Source organism: Acidimicrobiia bacterium (assembly GCA_040880805.1).
In the GTDB taxonomy this organism is placed as follows: Bacteria; Actinomycetota; Acidimicrobiia; order IMCC26256; family DASPTH01; genus DASPTH01.
Window position 1 is genome coordinate 15,591 of record JBBDHW010000025.1, and the last position, 16,307, is coordinate 31,897.

Below are 16,307 nucleotides of genomic sequence, written 5' to 3' on the forward strand. Positions count from 1 at the left end.
TCAGGTTCCCGCAAGCGTGGTGACGATCGGCGCGATCGAGTCGAGGCTCCTCGGGTGGAAGCCGGCGTCGAGCTGGATATGGCTGAAGCCATACTCGCTTCGCGATGTCACCAGCTTGTTGCAGATCGAGTCAACGGTTCCGACCAGGACCGCCGGCGACGCGCCGAGCTCCGCACCGGTGATGTCGAACTGGGCCGCCATCCGATCGAGGAACTCGACCGAGGTCGCGGAGTCCGCGGTCACGCGCACGAGCCAGCAGTTCAGCGACAGGACGATGTCGTCGGGCGACTTGCCCGCTCGCGACGCCCCCTCGTGCACCCAGCCGATCTTCTCCTTCATGCGCTCGGGCGACAGGTCGACCACGGCGTGCCGCCCGAGTGCACCCGCTCGAAGCCCCGCGTTCACGCCGACGATTGCCGCTTCTCGACCCGCGAGCCGGAGCACGCGCGGGCTGCCACCGCCGACGAAGAACGGTGGATGCGGTCGTTGCACCGGCTTGGGGAGGCCGTCGAGCCCGCGGATCGTGTAGTGGTCCCCGCTGAAGGTGAAGGGCTCCGAACCGAAGAGGCCCTTGACGACGGTGAGCGCTTCTGCAAGCCGGCTGACGCGCGCGCCGGGCTCGTCCATCGCGAGTCCGGCGGCTTCGTAGTCGGAAGTCATCCACCCCGCGCCCATCCCGAGCGTGAGCCGTCCTTCCGAGACCACGTCGAGCATCGCGGCCATGCGATGGACGAGGACCGGATGCCGGTAGTCGACGCCGAGCACCGCTGGTCGTAACCGCAGTCGGCCGGTCGTCATGGCCGCCGTGGTGAGGCCGACCATCGGTTCGGTGTCGTATCCGTCGGTGAAGTGGTCGGCGATCACGACCTCGTCGAATTCGAGCGCTTCGAGGCGGCGCACCTCGGCGGCCCACTCGCTGATCGGCAGGCGCAGCGGCGGCGCGGTGACGGAGAAGCTGAAGGTCATCCGCTGCGCAGGAGCTCGGCCACCTCGGCTGCGGCGTCGATGGCCGCCTCCGGTGTGGCCGCGACGGGCGCCAGGTTCACGTGGCGTGCACCGGCGTCGACGTACGGGCGGACGAAGTCGGCGATCATCCCGGCCGTGCCATAGGGCGCGTACCGCGCGAAGCGTTCGAAGGGCGTCTGGTAGAGCGACTCCATCGCGTTGGCGAGCAGTTCCGGCGACGGGCCGACACCGCACCAGAAGTGCATCCCGTGGTACCACTCGACGCCCGCACGACCTTCGGCCTCAGCCAGCTCTTCGACCTGCGCGACCGACTGGCGGTAGCGCTCGGCGGAAACGAACAACCCGAGCCAGCCGTCGCCCAGAAGTGCCGTCCGCCGGAGCGCAGCCTCGGAACGGCCGCCGATCACGATCGGTACCGGTACCGGCGGCGCGGGGACGATCTGTGCCTGCTCGATCTGGAAGATGCGGCCCGAGAAGTCGACGGTCTCGCCGGCGAGCAATGCCCGCACGATCGTGAGGCACTCATCGAGGCGACGGCCGCGCGTCGCCGGGTCGACGCCGCATATCTCCAGCTCGTGGCGGTCTTCGCCGCCGAGGCCGACGCCGAAGACGAACCGGCCCGGCGCGAGCTGCGCGACCGTCGCGACCTGGCGCGCCACGGGCACCGGATGCCGCACAACCCGAGCAGGTACACCGCGGTCTCCACCTTCATCGTCGACGTCAGCGAGGCCAGCGCGGCTGCCTGCAGCAGCCCGTCGAAGCCCTGGCCGCCGTGGAAACTGACGTGATCACCCATGCAGACGTGGTCGATGCCCGACGCCTCTGCCCGCGCGACTGTGGCGCGCAACGCACGCGCGTCCTGCTCGAAAATCCAGTAGGGAATGCGCATCCCGATCGCGACGCTCACTCGGACCACCACGGCCGTTCGAGGGTGAGCGGCGGGAAGTTCGGCCTCCGGTGTTCGTTGAGCGCGGCGATCCCCTCCGCGAAGTCGGCGAGACTGGCGACGCCCTCGGACCCGACCATACCCACGATCTCCGGTTCGGCGACCTGCGCCTTGATCGCGGCCAGCGCCGCGGGAGAGCAGCTATCCGCGATCTCGGCGGCGTATTCGACCGCCGCGGGCAGCAGCTCGTCGCGCGGGAGCACCCGCTGTACCAGACCGAGTTGCAGCGCTTCGTCGGCGAGGACGACGCGGCCCGAGAGCAGGAGATCGAGCGCGTTTCCTCGGCCGACGAGACGTGGCAGTAGCCACGGCGTCCGGAACTCGGCCGCAAGACCCAGACGGGCGAACGGCGCCGAGAGCTTGGCGTCGCCGGCCGCGAAGCGCACATCACAGCAGAGCGCGAGCGCGAGACCGAGCCCGACGCACGCCCCGTTGACCGCGGCGATGACGGGCTTCGGATACCGGAGCAGCGACGTGAGCGGTCGTTCACGGACCCTTGGGGCTTCGTCGCCCCGCGAACGGCGGCCCAGCGCGTTGCGGTCGGCACCGGAGCAGAAGCCGCGACCCGCGCCGGTGACAACCAGCGCGCGCACGTCGTGATCGGTTGCGAGCAGGTCGAGCAACTCGTTCCACCGGCTCTCAATCGCCGGTGTCCACGCGTTGAGCGATTCCGGGCGGTTCAGCGTGAGCGTCGCGACGCCGTCCGCGACGGTGAGAAGTACCACGTCGGCGTCGGCCACAGCTCAGCGAAGCTCGTCACGCGCGATCTGGTCGCGCAGGATCTCACTGGATCCCTCGATGAGACGCGCCGAGCGCAAGTCGCGGAACCAGCTCTCGAGCGGCAATTCGCGCGAGAGGCCCATCGCGCCGAGGACTTGCATCATGCGGTCGACAACGCGAAAGCCGGTCTCGGTCGCCGTGACCTTGGCGATCGCGGCGGCGCGGCGGGCGTCGGGTCGTTGCTCGTCGGCGAGCCACGCGGCCTCCCACGTGAGCAGGCGCGCCGCGTTGACTTCCATGCGCGAATCGGCGAACGCGAAACGGATCGCCTGCCGCGTCGACAGCGGAGCGCCGAACGTCTCTCGCTCGCGGGCCCAATCGGCGGCGATCCTGATCGATTCCTCGGCGACGCCCACCGCGCGCGCGGCGTACGAGAGCCGTCCCTTGGTGAGCCATGATCCGGCGAGTTCGAGGCCCTCACCTTCCTTTCCGATGAGCGCGTCGCCGGGGAGGTGGACGTCGTCGAGGATCAGCTCGCACGGCCAGCTGTCGCGCAGCATCGGGATCGGCCGAGCGGTCAGGCCCGGCACCGCAGTCGAGAGCACGAACGTGCTGACGCCGTGCTCCGTGCGGGCGTAGATCACGCCATACTCGGCGTGGTCGGCGTGGGTGATCCAGAGCTTCGTGCCGTTCAGTACCCAACCGGTCGCAGTTGGCTTGGCGGTCGTCGCAATCGCGCGCGCGGGATCGGTTCCGCCTGCCGGTTCTGCCACCGCCGAGAAGCCCGTCCATCCTTGGGCAATGGCGGGCCGTACCCACGTTTCGATCTGATCGCGCGTACCGGCGTACAGCACGACCGGCGGAGAGTGTCCGAACGCACCGCCGCCTGCGATCGGGAAGCAGAACCGGTGCTTGCAGGCTTCCTCCCAGAACACGACCGCCTCGAATGCCGAGAGTCCACCTCCCCCGTACTCCGCCGGTGCATCCATGCACCAGAGACCCGCGCTGCGCGCCCCGCGGCGCAGGTCCTCGAGCACATCGTCGGGGAGTCGACGCGCGTCCGCGGGCAGGCAAGCCTCGGCCGGGCGCAACCGTTCGGCGACGAAGCGACGAACGAGTTCGCGGAGCATCTGGAGCTCTTCGGTGAGCTCGAACCCCGCGACCGTCATCCGCGCGCGCGGGCGAGGCGCTCACCGAAGCCCGGGCTTGCCAGCAGACGGACTTGATGGTCGAGCGCTCGTGCGAGGTAGTCGTCGAACCGGGCGCGGAGGTCGGACCGGTACAGGTCGACATACGCCTCGATGGCCTCGCGCGACATCGCGGCGAGTGTGGCGACTCGCCGCACCGCCCGTTCGCGAGCCGTGCCAACGTGGACGGCCTCGCCGAGGCCGCGCTGTTCCATGGCGTCGCCGTCGAGCCGTGGCTGGTCCTCGAGCATCGCCCAGAGCGCTCCGGGGGCCCGCATTCGCAACAGGAGCTCGCCGCCGGTGCCACCGATCAGCCCGAGCTTGCCCCACCCCTGCTGGCACCAGCCGTCGGGCCCGACGAACCGGCTGTCACACGCGAGCGCGAGGTCGAGGCCCAGGCCGACCGCTGGCCCGTCGACGGCGGCAACCGTGGTGACGGGCGCGCCGACGATGGCGCGGATCAACCCCTGGTACGCGCCGTACACGACCTTCCGACGCTCGTCCTCCGACATCCCGCTCCGTTCGGCCATGCCCTTCAGATCGCCCCCGGCGCAGAACGCACCGTTGCCGGTGAGCACCACGCCGCATACCTCCTCCGGCGCAGCAGCATCACGCAACGCCTCGGTGACCGCGACGGCTTCGTCTGGCCCGAGCGCGTTGCGCTGCTCCGGCCAGTCCAAGACCACGATCGCCGCGCTCCCGATTCGCTCCAGCCGCACAGCCACGCGTCACTCCCTTCGTTCCCCGACGCGTGCACGCGCATGCCCTTCGGGTACTCCGAACACGCGCGCGGCGTTGTCGCCGAGATATCCGGTCATCGCCTCGGGTCGCAACCGGAGCTCCTTCGCCTCGCGCAGCGTGCGCTCGACAGTCATCAGTGGGTAGTACGACGACCACATCACCTTGTCGCGGCCACGGGAGTCCATGAAGCGGACGAGCTGCTCAGGTAGGTACTTCGGCGCGAAACCCGCGGTCATCAGGTACACGTTCGGGTGCTTCACGAGCATCGAAATCGTCTCGTCGACCCACGGGTCACCCACATGACTCAGCACGATCCGAAGGTCGGGAAAGCACAGCGCGACTTCGTCGACGAGGATCGTTCGCTGCAGGCGCGCCGGTTTCATCGGACCCGGCACACCAACGTTGATGCACACCGGCACGCCCAGATCGCAGGCAGCGGTGTAGAGCGGGTAGTTGAGCGGATCGTCGATCGGGATACCGGTCCACATCGGGAGGATGCGGATGGCGCGCATGCCGTACTCCTCCACGGCGAGACGCACGTGGCGCGCCGCCTGATAGCCGAGCTTCGGGTCGAGTCCGACGGCGCCGAGAAAGCGCCCTGGGTGCGCGGCGACGGCTTCGGCGACGGCTGCGCAGGTCGCGTGCACCATGTCGTTGTCGAGTTGCATGGCCGGCACGAACGGTGGCGTGATGTCGCGGGGCACCTTGGCGAGCAAGCCGTACGCCACTCCGTGGGTGTCGTACTCGCTGACGATGTCATCGGGCGTGCCGCCGGTCGCGTACGCGCTCGATTGCGCGGAGAAGAGGCGCGCCACCGACGGGTCGGGGGTGGCGGAACCCTCTTCGGACGGGAGGGCTACGTACGTGTCGAAGATCACCTCGGTGCTGTCCGGTTGCATCACGGAGTTCCTCATGTGAATTTTCGGTTGTACAAAGCGAGACTAACCTCGGTGCGGAAAATGGCAACCGGTTCGCGGTACACGCGGGAAGCCGAGGCGTTTCGGGTCGAGGTACGCGCCGTGATCGATCGTCGTCTTCCCGAGGATTGGCATGGGTTGGGCGCGCTCGACCGCGACGAGGCGGCCACATTCACGACCGAGTGGCGAGAGGTGCTGCGCGAAGAGGGACTCTTGGCGCTCCCGTGGCCCGTCGAGTACGGCGGTGCGGGTCGAACGTTGCTCGAACAGCTCGTGGCTGCCGAGGAGCTCGCACGGGCTCGCGTCCCCGAAGGGGGTCCGCACGACCGGTTCGGGATCAAGATGCTCGGGAACACGCTGTTGCAGTGGGGAAGCGTTGAGCAGAAGCAACGGTTCCTCCCACGCGTGCTCTCAGGGGAAGACCGGTGGTGCCAGGGTTACTCCGAGCCCGGCTCGGGATCCGACCTGGCATCCTTGTCGACGAAGGCAGAGCTGCACGGCGACCGGTGGGTCATCAACGGTCAGAAGGTGTGGACGTCGTTGGCGCACGAGGCCAACTGGATCTTCCTCCTGACGCGTACCGATCCTGATGCGCCGCGACACCGGGGCATCAGCTTCTTGCTCTGCCCGCTCGATCAGCCGGGTGTCGAGATCCGTCGCATCGCCACGATCAACGGGGAGCGCGAGTTCTGCGAAGTGTTTCTCACCGACGCCTGGACGCCCGTGGACTACGTCGTCGGTGAGGTGAACGAAGGTTGGGCGGTGGCGAACACGTTGCTCGGCTTCGAGCGCGGTGAGTCGGCGGCGACGTTCCCGCTGAAGTTCCGCGAGGAGCTCGACCGGCTGTTCGACCTGGCGCGGCAACGCGATCGCGTCGACGACCCGGTCGTTCGGCAAGGGCTGGCGCGTGCCTACGAAGAGTGCGAGATCATGCGGCTCCTCGGGTTGCGCGCGCTCACCGGCCTGTTGGACGGCCGGCCGCCGGGGCCGGAGTCTTCGGTCTCGAAGCTCTATTGGAGCGAGTACCACCAGCGTGTGATGGATGTCGCGATCCGCATTCTCGGTGCCGACGCCCTCACACCGGAGGGTCGGTGGCCGACGAACATGGTTCGCACCGACGATCCCGGCGCACCGAACGACAGCGCATCCTGGGTCGGGACGTTCCTGAACGCTCGCGCGGGAACGATCTACGCCGGAACGTCACAGGTGCAGCGCAACATCCTCGGTGAACAGGTGCTCGGTCTCCCGCGGGAGCCGCGCCCGTGAACAAGACTCGAAAGTCTTCGATGCGTCCGCGCTCCTCGCGTTCCTCCAGGGGAAGGACGGCGCGGAAACCGTCGAGGAGGTCCTCGTCGACGGTGGTGCGTGTGGTGCGGCGAACTGGTCGGAGGTCGCGCAGAAGGTCAGGGCGCACGACCGCGACTGGGGCCTCGCTCGGTCACTGCTGTTCAGCTACGGCCTCGAGGTCGAACCGGTCGACGTCGACGACGCCGAATGGGCTGCGCGCCGCTGGAAGGCCGGGCAGGGGCTGTCGCTCGCCGATCGACTCTGTCTGGCGCTGGGGCACCGGTTCGACGCCGAGATCTGGACCGCCGACGCCAAGTGGGGGACCGAGGAACGGATCCGTGAAATCCGCTGACCACCCTGGCACGAGCCGCTGGGCGATGTGCAGCGGTTCGCGTCCCGTGCTCCCTCGCCCTCGAGCGCGATCACGCTCGAGAGTCCGGCGATCCCTGCTTCGCCGACAAGTGTTCGCGTGGTGCCGCAGCCCGACGAGGCCGGATCCCGACGACGTGAACACGAACCGCCCGTAACCCTGGTCACCCATCACCCGATACGCCGGCACCGCTCGGCCACCCGCGGACACGATCTCGTCGACCGCGATGTCGGCCGCCGCCGCACCACCACCACGCGCCCGTCGAACGTGATGTCTTCCGCCATCGTGCTCAGCGGATCGCGCCGCGGTCGCGGAGCGCGCTGATGTCTTCGGGCTTGTACGAGAGCCAGCGCAAGATGTCGTCAGTGTGTTCACCGAGTTCCGGTGCGAGGCGGTGCGGCGTGATGTCGGCGGCGCTGACGCGCACCAGGTGCGAGATCTCACGCACCATGCCGAGCGTCGGGTGCTCGACCTCTGCCACCCGTCCCATCGCGCGTTGCGCGGGATCGACCATGAACGCGTGCATGTTCGAACCGACGGGCTCGGCCGCGGGAGCGCCGGTCGCGGCCAATGCCGCGAGCCACGCCCCGGTGGTCGCGCCCCGGAACACGTCGCTCAACTGGCCGCCGATACCGTCGCTCGCTCGATCGTCCGAATGGAGCTCGGCCGAGATCGCCGCGCCGAGCGCGGCGATCTCGTCATCGGTTCGCGCGGTCACGCAGATCCACCCGTCGGCGGTCTCGTAGAGACGCTCGAACGGACCGACCCCGAGCTGGAGCGGATCGAGCGATCCCGCTCCCACGGCTGCACCGTCGCGGTCGCGTCCGACGTGAGCCATCATGCCCATCGCCGCATTGAGCTGCGGGTTCTCACACGACAGTGCCTTGCCGGTGCGCCGCCGGTGCAGCAGCGCGATCAGGAGGGCGATGGCACCGAGGAGGCCGTTGCCGGGATCCTCGTTTCCCGTCGACGGCAGCGGCGGGTTGAACTGTCCCGCAACCTCGTACGACGCACCGACGTATCCGGACATCATTGGCGCGAAGCTCTGGCGCATCATGTGCGGGCCGCTCGATCCCCATCCCGGTGCGTACAGGTAGATCACGTCTGGGCGCTTCGCGCGTACCTGTTCGACGCCGAGGCCAAGGCGCTCGGCTGCACCGGGACGCAGGTTGTGATGCACCGCATCGGCCCACGCGAGGAGCCCGTCGACCGCGGGCCGCAGACCGGGGTCCTTGAGGTTCGCCGCGAGCGCGCGTTTGCCGGCCTGGGCCGAGAAGAAGGGCCGCTCGATGCCGCGCAGTGGATCACCCGCAACCGGCTCGAGCTTGATCACGTCGGCGCCGAGGTCGGCGAGCACGCGCGAGGAGTACGGACCCGCGTAGAACGCCCCGAAGTCGACGATCCTCACGTCGTGGAGCAGCGGGCGTTCGTCGGGCGCACCCGGTGGCGCCGATGCCTGTTGCCACGGTGTAGGCATCGCGACGCGCGCCAGTTCCCTGAGTACCTCGTGGCTGTGGCGGCCGTGCGGCGGCGCTGCGGTCGGGAGCAAGGGTGGTTCACCGTCGAACCGGATCGCGGGGGCGACCTGCTCGACGACGCCGAGCACAGCGTCGTCGACTTCGACGACCATCTGGTTGTCCCGCGCCTGGGGTTCGTCGAATACCGACGGCGGCACCAGGTGTTCGACGGCGCACACGTCGGCGGCCATCAGACGGTCGACCCAGTAGGCGCGTGGCTGGGACGCGAAGATGCCGTGGATCTCGCCTTCGAGGATGTCGGCCTGTTCGGGGGTGAGGGGCACACCCATGTCGATGCCGTCCTCGCTCGGCGGAATCCGGTCGGCGAGCCCGAGGACTCGCATGAGGCGACCGAACGCGCCGACGGCGCCGGTGTGGATCCCGACGTACTCACCGTCGCTGCACACGAAGGACCTCGTGATGAGCCGCATCCTCGCGGCGCCGCCCAGTGTCGGCGCCAGGTTCTCCTTCGCCGCGACCGACGCGTCGGACTCGCCCCAGAGCATCGAGTGGAACGCGAGCGCGCCGTCGAACAGCGACGTGTCGACGTGGCGCCCGATACCGTCGGCCATGCGGCGATATAGCCCGGCCAGAATGCCGATCACTGCGAGCTGTGCAGCACCGGTCGACGCGAACGGCAGCCCCTGGAAGATCGGCCCCTCACGGTGTCCGGCCTGCTGGGCCATCGTGCCGACCAGCGCGTGCACCAACGGCTCGTAGGCGGGAAGATCGGTATGCGGACCCACCTGACCGAAGGCCGTGATCGATGCGTACACGAGGCCGGCATTGAGTTCGTGCAGGGTGTCGTACCCGAGGCCGCGTTCGCTCGCTCGGCCTGGTGTCCAGCTCTCGATGAAGGCGTCGGCGCGCGACGCGAGTTCGAGGATTGTGTCGCGATCAGTGGCGTCGTCGACGTCGAGCACGATGCTCCGCTTGCCCCGGTTGAACACGGATGCCGCAGCCGGGTGGATGCGACGCGTGATGTCACCGTCGGGGGGCTCGACCCACGTGACCTCGGCGCCGTAACCGGCGAGGATCCCCGATGCCTGGGGCCCCGCGGTTCCCGCGGAGCAATCGACCACGCGGAGTCCTTGCAAGAGCGATGCCATCTCACCAGCGTACGACGCGAGGATCTGCTCCGATAGCGTCACCACTTTCGGCGAACGGAGATGTCATGGGTTGGGAACAGTTTCGCTACGACGGAAAGCGCGTGCTCGTCTCGGGCGGCGCCACCGGAATGGGCGCGGCCGTCGCGAGGCTTGTCAGCGAGCTGGGAGGCGAGGTGGTCGTCGCCGACGTGGCACCCGTCGATCCCACCGTTGCGCAATCGGTGCGGATGGATCTTCGCGATCGGTCGTCGATCGACGCCGCGCTTGCCGAAATCGGTGGTCCGATCCACTCGATCTTCTCGTGCGCGGGTGTGTCGGGTGCTCCCTTCGCGCCCGTCGACGTCATGCTCGTCAACTTCGTCGGCGCGAGGCACCTCGTCGAGTCGGCGATCGAGTCACTGATGGGGAGCGGCTCGTCGATCGCGTTCATCTCCTCGATCGGCGGCCTCGGCTGGGAGCGGGAGCTGGTGCGCATCATCGAGCTCCTCGACACCCCCGACTTCGCGGCCGCGCAGGTGTGGTGTGAGTCCAACCTCGTCGGTGAACCCGCGCAGGCCGAGGAGTTGGCGGCCGCCGCGTACGTGTTCTCCAAGCAGACCATCGATGCGTACGTCCAGCGCCAGGCCGTTCCGCTGTGTCACCGGGGTATTCGCATCAACGCCACGGGCCCCGGCCCGACCCAGACGCCGTTGATGGACGCAACACCGAGTTGGCAGGTGTTCGGCGACGTCCTGTTCAAGAGCGCGATGCGACGCGAGCCGTCGACGCCAGAGGAGCAGGCGCCACCGCTCGTCTTCCTGAACAGCGATGCCGCGGGCAGTGTGAGCGGACAGGTGCTCAATGTCGACGCGGGGTACACGGCCGGAGGCTTCCTCGGCGTACACGACACGCCACTGGTGGAGTCACTCGTGCCGCGGGAGGTCCCTGCCACGTAGCGTGGAACGCAGTCGACCAATCGAGGACCGAGCCGAGGGAGCCATCATGCGCGACTACGAGATCGTGTCGACCGACTCACACCTCGAAGTCCCGCCGTACATGTGGGAGCCCTTCGTCGACGCCGAGTTCCGTGAATACGTGCCCAAGGTCGTGCAGTTGCCGGGTGGAGGCGACGCGTGGCTCATGCCGGGCAAGACCCAACCGGTGCCCCTCGGACTGAACTTTTCCGCCGGGCGCGGCTGGGAGCATCTCAAGACGTCCGGGATCTCGTACGCCGACGGGCTCGTCGGGGCGGGCGACGCGAAACAGCGCCTTGCCGAGATGGACCAGGACGGCGTCGACGCCGAGATCTTGTTCCCCGCCGTCTCCGGTCAGCGCACGCTCGACGTCGCTGCCATCCCCAACGAGGCGTACGTCGCGCTCGCGCGTGGTTACAACGACTGGCTGTCAGAGGAGTACACCGCTGAGGACCCCAACCGCTTGCTCGGCCTCGCGATCCTCCCCGGCGCGTCGATCGACGACTCGGTCGCAGAGCTCGAGCGGGTGGCAGCCATGCCCGGCATCCGCGGGGTCGTGCTGCACCACTGGCCGAACGGAACGCCGGTGCCGAAACCCGACGAGGACGATCGGTTCTGGCAGCGCGCCCTCGAGCTCGACGTACCGATCACTGCGCACGTGAGCTTCGGAGGTGGCGACGTCGCCGAGCAGGCGGCGATCGCGCGGGCGACCGAGTCGGGTGTATCGCTGCTGAACTTCGCGCCGATGACTCGGATGCTGTCGAAGACCGTCACGCACGGCGGCCAGGTCGTGCAGCTCATCCAGCACGGGACCTTCGATCGCTTCCCCGAGCTCCAGCTCTTCTTCGCCGAGACACAGATCGGTTGGATCCCCGAGTTCAAGGAGGACGCCGACGAGAACTGGCGACGGCACCGCTACTGGAGCGGCGCCGACCAGTGGGCGCACGAACCGAGTTGGTACGTGGATCACAACACCAACTGGGGCTTCCAGGTCGACCGATTCGGCCTCAAGGTTCGTCACGACATCGGGATCGATCGCGTGCAGTGGTCTACCGACTTTCCCCACGTGCAGTGCGACTGGCCGAGGTCTCTTCAGGTGATCGACGACCAGTTCCGCGACATCCCCGACGACGAGCGACGCAAGATAATCTGCGAGAACGCCGTTCGCTACTTCCGGCTCGACCGTGAGCGGACCACCGCATGACCGGTCTGCTCGACGGCGTGAAGGTCGTCGAGACGGGCGTGTTGATGACGGTCGACCACCTCGGCCGGCTCCTCGGCGACGAGGGGGCCGACGTGGTGAAGGTCGAGACGCCTGAGGTGGGCGACTATCTCCGCAACATCATGACGCGGTTCGCGCCCGACTGGTCCGCGTTCCATCTCACCCTGAACCGCAACAAACGCAGCCTGACGTGCGACGCGCGTCTTCCCGAGGGCCAGGAGATCATGCGACGGCTCCTCGCCGATGCCGACGTGTTCATCACCGGCAACATCGGCGACACGAACCGCAAGCTCGGGCTCGATTACGACGCGGTGCGCGACGTCAAGCCCGACATCGTGTACTGCCAGGCGACGGGGTTCGGCGCGTCGGGTCCGTACGCCAACGTGCCGACGCACGGGCAGATGATGGACGCGCTGGGCGGGAGCGCGCCACCGATGCACCTCGATGACCGCGGGTTCGTCGAGCCGACGAGCCCGGCGATCGTGGGAAGCGGTGGCGTCGTGCTCGGTCCCCTCTACGCCGCGTTCGGAGTGGCGGCGGCCCTCGCCCGCGCGGCGCGGACCGGTGCCGGCTGTTACCTCGACGTCTCCTGCGCCGACGCGGTACTCGCGGCGAAGTGGCTCGTTGCGCTCCCGTTGCTCAATCCGGAGAAGGTCGACCAGAGCTCTCCGGGAGGCGCGACGGGGGGTGGCGCGGGCGACTCTGCGAAATACCAGTACTACGAGACGGCCGACCGCAAGTACATGTTGTTCTGCGCGATCGAAGCCAAGTTCTGGAAGAACTGGTGTGCGGCAGCGGGACGCGAGGACCTGCTCGGTGACCACCGCGAGGATCTCGTCGTCGACTTCGGCGGGGGCGAGGACGAGCTGCGGCGCGAGATCCAGAAGACGTTCCACACCAAGACGCTCGACGAATGGATGGCGATCGCGATCGAACACGACATCGCGATGGGGCCTGCCCTGGGCTTCGGCGACGTCCAGGACGATCCGCACCTGCGTGCGCGCGGGCAACTAGTCGTGGAGCACAACCCCCTCTTCGGTGCCATGCTCACGCTCGGCAATCCGGTCCTCGTCCCGGGGCGCGACTTCACCGTCCGGTCCGCGCCGGCGCACGGCGAGCACACCGACGAGTTGCTTTCCGAACTCGGGTACGACGAAGCCGCGCGAGCACGGCTGCGCGCCGCCGGCGTCGTCTGAGATCGCTCGAACTGCCTGTGTTGCCAGACATCGGTCGCGGTCCCGCGCAGGCAACCTCCCCCTCCAACAATGCTCACGAAGGCGCGAGCACTGTTGGAGGTGATGCGAGGACTTTCCAACCCTCTGCACCCCGCGGCGTCGCTGATCGGCACCCGGGCCAATGGTGTGCGTGTGCGGAGCGGATCCGTTCTCTGACGGGCGAGGACAGGTTCGCTCAGCCGGCCGGTTGGTCCTGGTCGCGGAGGTACGCGTCGAGGTGGGTGAGGGTAAAGGCGACGGCCTGGTCGGTGTCCATCGTGGCGCCGTGGTCGCGTAGCGCGCGGAGCCGGTCATCGCCGAGGGTGTCGGCGAGGCGGCGGGTCGTTTCGCGGCGCGTCTCGACGATCAGGCCGCCGCGGTTCGCGTCGCCGGTGGGTGCGGTTGCGCTCCTCGCGCCCGCCGCGCCCGTGGTCGCGGCGGCGGCGCTCACGGCGAGGATATGGGCTGCGCCTTGGACGGTGGCAGAACCATCGGGGTCGGTGTCGGCGAGGACGCGGGCCGCGAGGTTGAGAATGCCGCCGAGATACGGCCGTTGGTTGATCCAGTGCAGGTGACGGATGCTGCGGGTAGCGAAACGTGCGGTGAGGGGCCAGTCGCCGATCGTGGTGGCGGCGAAGGTCATCTCGATGAGCTCGGAGTAGGTCTCGTAGTCGACGTCGGAATGGGAGGCTTCGTGCAGCAGTGCGCGGGCGCGTTCAGGGTCTTGGCCGGCGAGCGCATGGGCGAGCGCGAGCAGGTTGAAGTTGATCGCCGTGGGCATTCCGGCCGCGCGGGCGAGTGCGAGTCCTTCGGTCGCGACAGGCACCGCGTCGGCGTATCGCCCGGCGACACCCAATGCATTGGCGGCGCCTCCCAGGTTGACCGCAAGATGGTGTGTTCTGCCGGCATTCCGGGCGAGTTCGGCGCCCTCGAGCAGTGCCATGGCCGCTTTTTCCCACTCGCCCGCGGACAGGGCGATCGTGGCCAAGAGGTTGCATCGAGTCTGGGTGAGGTCGGTCGTGTAGGGGCGGGCGACGGTCACAACACGTTCCGCGTCGAGCGCTGCGTCGCCGTACTCCTGGGCGAGACGCTGCTCTCCCCGTGCACTGGCCGCGAACGCGGCGGACAAGAGCACGACCGGATAACCAGGGTGTTGCTCCACTCCGGCCATGGCCAAGACCGGCTCGACGGGAAGTGTGAGGGCGAAGCCGGTCTGGGCCGCGTTGAAGTTCGTCGAGTCCAGGAGCTTCGCCGCGAGGTCGATGTTGCCGGTGTCGACGGCGTAGGTGAATGCGGCGAGGATGTTCTCGCCGTCAGCAGTCATGCGGGTCCCCCACTCGATCTGATCGGGCCCCCATTGTCCTTCGTAGCAGCGCAGCGCGTAGTCGGTGAAGTAGTGCGCGTGGCGGTAGCGCAACATTGCGGTTTCGTCGTGTTCGACGAGGCGTTCCTCGCCGTATTCGCGGATCGTTTCCAGCAGCCGGTAGCGGGTGTCGAGCCCGCCACGGTCCGCGACCACCAGTGACCGGTCGACCAGCCCGGCGAGCAGCTCGAACGCCGCCCGCGTGTCGATCGGTTCGCCGGCGCAGACCGCTTCGGCGGCTTCTCGGGTACAGCTCCCCGTGAACACCGCGAGGCGGGCCAGCAACCGTTGTTGGGGCTCGTCGAGCAGGTCGTAGGACCAGTCGATCGTGGCCCGCAAGGTCTGCTGGCGTTTCAAAGCACCCCGCCGCCCGCCCGCGAGCACCTCGAACCGTCGATCCAACGCGGCGGCGAGCTCCATTGGGTTCATCGCGCTGACCCGCGCCGCGGCCAACTCGATCGCCAACGGGACCCCATCGAGACGACGACACACCCGCACGACCGCTTCGGCATTGTCGCGGCCGACCGCGAACGCCGCGTCGGCACCGCGCGCGCGGTCCACGAACAGTTGCACCGCATCCGACGCCACGATCGCCTCGAGCTCCGCGCCTGACGGCGGAGCACCCAGGGATGGCACCGCGAGGATCCGTTCCCCGACGAGCGCCAGGCCCTCCCGGCTCGTTGCCAGCACCACGACCGCCGGACAAGAACGGCCGATCTCGTCGACCAGGTCCGCGACCGGGTCCAACAGATGCTCACAGTTGTCGACCACCAACAACAACTGCTTGGTTGCCAGGAACTCGACCAACGCGTCCGTCAGGCGCTGACCCGCCCGCGGCGTCACCCCGAACACGATCGCGAACGCGTCGACCACTCCGTCCGGGTCGCGCACCGGGGCCAGCTCGACCAGCCACGCACCCTCCCGGAACCGGGGCAACACCTCGGCCGCAACCTGCAACGCGAGACGCGTCTTGCCCACGCCGCCGACGCCGGTCAGCGTCACCACCCGCGCCTCGTGCAACGCGGCGACGATCTGGGCGATCTCCTGCTCGCGGCCGATGAACGAACTGACCTGCAACGGCAGGTTGCCGGGGAACGAGTCGACCGAACGCAAGGGCGCGAAGCTGCCCGCGAGGTCGGGTGCGTGGATCTGGAACACCCGCTCTGGACGCGACAGGTCACGCAGCCGGTGATCGCCCAGGTCGGTGAGCACCACCCCTTCGGTCAACGAGTCGCGCGCGAGATCGGCGGTGGCGTGCGAGCACACGATCTGGCCGCCGTGCGCGACGCCCATGAGCCGGGCGGCCCGGTTCAGCGACGAGCCGTAGTAGTCGCCGTCGCGCACCTCCGCCGCGCCGGTGTGCAACCCCATCCGCACCCGCAACTCGCCGGTCTCGCCCCACTCCTGCCCGGCGAGCGCCCGCTGGGCAACGATCGCGGCGCGCACCCCGTCGTCGGCGGTCGGGAACGCCGCGTGCACACCGTCGCCGGTGGTCTTCACCACATACCCACGCTGCGCCTCGACCGCGCCCCGGATCAGCTCGTCGTGGTGGGCCAACGCCGCCCGCATCCCGTCCGGATGCTCCTCCCACAGGCGCGTCGAGCCCTCGATGTCGGTGAACAGGAATGTGACGAGCCCACTCGGGAGCTCGACGGTTGAAGCCTTCACCCCATCGAGTCTGTCACATACTGCGTCTGCGCGGGGGCAGATTCCCTTCTCGTGGCGGTTGGCTACACCGCATTCGGTGGTCGAGCGTCGCAAGAACTCGGATCCGGACCTCCCTGGGGAAGCCCAG

Annotated in this window: 13 protein-coding genes; 5 read left to right on the forward strand and 8 right to left on the reverse strand. The window is 68.5% G+C overall.

The features are described 5' to 3' along the window. The 6 genes from WD271_06110 to WD271_06135 form a co-directional block, all read right to left on the reverse strand. Nucleotides 1-966, reverse strand: a complete 966-nt coding sequence (locus WD271_06110; protein ID MEX1007402.1) for a TIGR03621 family F420-dependent LLM class oxidoreductase — start codon at nt 964-966, stop codon at nt 1-3. Beyond that, complete coding sequence (locus WD271_06115; protein ID MEX1007403.1) at nt 963-1,643, reverse strand: LLM class flavin-dependent oxidoreductase; 681 nt, start codon at nt 1,641-1,643, stop codon at nt 963-965. Before WD271_06115 ends, WD271_06110 begins: the two co-directional genes overlap by 4 nt. Before the next feature lie 226 nt (nt 1,644-1,869). Continuing rightward, nucleotides 1,870-2,652 (reverse strand): enoyl-CoA hydratase-related protein, encoded by a 783-nt coding sequence (locus tag WD271_06120; protein MEX1007404.1) that lies wholly within the window; start codon nt 2,650-2,652, stop codon nt 1,870-1,872. 3 nt (nt 2,653-2,655) lie between these two features. Further along, entirely contained in the window at nt 2,656-3,801 is a 1,146-nt protein-coding gene (locus WD271_06125) for an acyl-CoA dehydrogenase (protein MEX1007405.1), read from the reverse strand. Continuing rightward, entirely contained in the window at nt 3,798-4,544 is a 747-nt protein-coding gene (locus WD271_06130; GenBank protein ID MEX1007406.1) for an enoyl-CoA hydratase/isomerase family protein, read from the reverse strand. The genes WD271_06125 and WD271_06130 overlap by 4 nt, the downstream gene beginning before the upstream one ends. A 3-nt stretch (nt 4,545-4,547) precedes the next feature. Beyond that, on the reverse strand, nt 4,548-5,459 hold the full coding sequence (locus WD271_06135; protein MEX1007407.1) for an amidohydrolase family protein: 912 nt from the start codon (nt 5,457-5,459) through the stop codon (nt 4,548-4,550). Nucleotides 5,460-5,519: 60 nt separating this feature from the next. Between WD271_06135 and WD271_06140 the strand changes: the two genes are divergently transcribed. Together WD271_06140 and WD271_06145 are read left to right on the forward strand one after the other, a co-directional pair. Continuing rightward, nucleotides 5,520-6,743: an acyl-CoA dehydrogenase family protein gene (locus WD271_06140; GenBank protein MEX1007408.1), complete on the forward strand. Its 1,224-nt coding sequence runs from the start codon at nt 5,520-5,522 to the stop codon at nt 6,741-6,743. Continuing rightward, nucleotides 6,703-7,116: a type II toxin-antitoxin system VapC family toxin gene (locus tag WD271_06145; GenBank protein MEX1007409.1), complete on the forward strand. Its 414-nt coding sequence runs from the start codon at nt 6,703-6,705 to the stop codon at nt 7,114-7,116. The genes WD271_06140 and WD271_06145 overlap by 41 nt, the downstream gene beginning before the upstream one ends. A gap of 307 nt (nt 7,117-7,423) precedes the next feature. On the opposite strand, the gene WD271_06150 is transcribed toward WD271_06145, so the two are convergent. Next, nucleotides 7,424-9,760 (reverse strand): CoA transferase, encoded by a 2,337-nt coding sequence (locus WD271_06150; protein MEX1007410.1) that lies wholly within the window; start codon nt 9,758-9,760, stop codon nt 7,424-7,426. 65 nt (nt 9,761-9,825) lie between these two features. Between WD271_06150 and WD271_06155 the strand changes: the two genes are divergently transcribed. Genes WD271_06155 through WD271_06165 form a run of 3 tightly spaced genes read left to right on the forward strand, consistent with a single transcriptional unit; the run spans nt 9,826 to nt 13,131 of the window. Beyond that, on the forward strand, nt 9,826-10,695 hold the full coding sequence (locus tag WD271_06155; protein ID MEX1007411.1) for an SDR family oxidoreductase: 870 nt from the start codon (nt 9,826-9,828) through the stop codon (nt 10,693-10,695). Nucleotides 10,696-10,741: 46 nt separating this feature from the next. Continuing rightward, complete coding sequence (locus WD271_06160; GenBank protein ID MEX1007412.1) at nt 10,742-11,917, forward strand: amidohydrolase family protein; 1,176 nt, start codon at nt 10,742-10,744, stop codon at nt 11,915-11,917. Next, nucleotides 11,914-13,131 carry a CaiB/BaiF CoA-transferase family protein gene (locus tag WD271_06165; protein ID MEX1007413.1) on the forward strand — a complete coding sequence of 406 codons (1,218 nt, stop codon included), beginning with the start codon at nt 11,914-11,916 and terminating at the stop codon, nt 13,129-13,131. Before WD271_06160 ends, WD271_06165 begins: the two co-directional genes overlap by 4 nt. 214 nt (nt 13,132-13,345) lie before the next feature. On the opposite strand, the gene WD271_06170 is transcribed toward WD271_06165, so the two are convergent. Then, nucleotides 13,346-16,180 carry an adenylate/guanylate cyclase domain-containing protein gene (locus tag WD271_06170; GenBank protein MEX1007414.1) on the reverse strand — a complete coding sequence of 945 codons (2,835 nt, stop codon included), beginning with the start codon at nt 16,178-16,180 and terminating at the stop codon, nt 13,346-13,348. Nucleotides 16,181-16,307: the final 127 nt, after the last annotated feature.

Bases quoted from the DNA above. Each gene is read 5' to 3' on its own strand.
- WD271_06110 (MEX1007402.1), bottom strand. From the start codon at position 966: ATGACCTTCAGCTTCTCCGTCACCGCGCCGCCGCTGCGCCTGCCGATC.
- WD271_06125 (MEX1007405.1), bottom strand. From the start codon at position 3,801: ATGACGGTCGCGGGGTTCGAGCTCACCGAAGAGCTCCAGATGCTCCGC.
- WD271_06135 (MEX1007407.1), bottom strand. From the start codon at position 5,459: ATGCAACCGGACAGCACCGAGGTGATCTTCGACACGTACGTAGCCCTC.
- WD271_06140 (MEX1007408.1), top strand. From the start codon at position 5,520: ATGGCAACCGGTTCGCGGTACACGCGGGAAGCCGAGGCGTTTCGGGTC.
- WD271_06150 (MEX1007410.1), bottom strand. From the start codon at position 9,760: ATGGCATCGCTCTTGCAAGGACTCCGCGTGGTCGATTGCTCCGCGGGA.
- WD271_06155 (MEX1007411.1), top strand. From the start codon at position 9,826: ATGGGTTGGGAACAGTTTCGCTACGACGGAAAGCGCGTGCTCGTCTCG.
- WD271_06160 (MEX1007412.1), top strand. From the start codon at position 10,742: ATGCGCGACTACGAGATCGTGTCGACCGACTCACACCTCGAAGTCCCG.
- WD271_06165 (MEX1007413.1), top strand. From the start codon at position 11,914: ATGACCGGTCTGCTCGACGGCGTGAAGGTCGTCGAGACGGGCGTGTTG.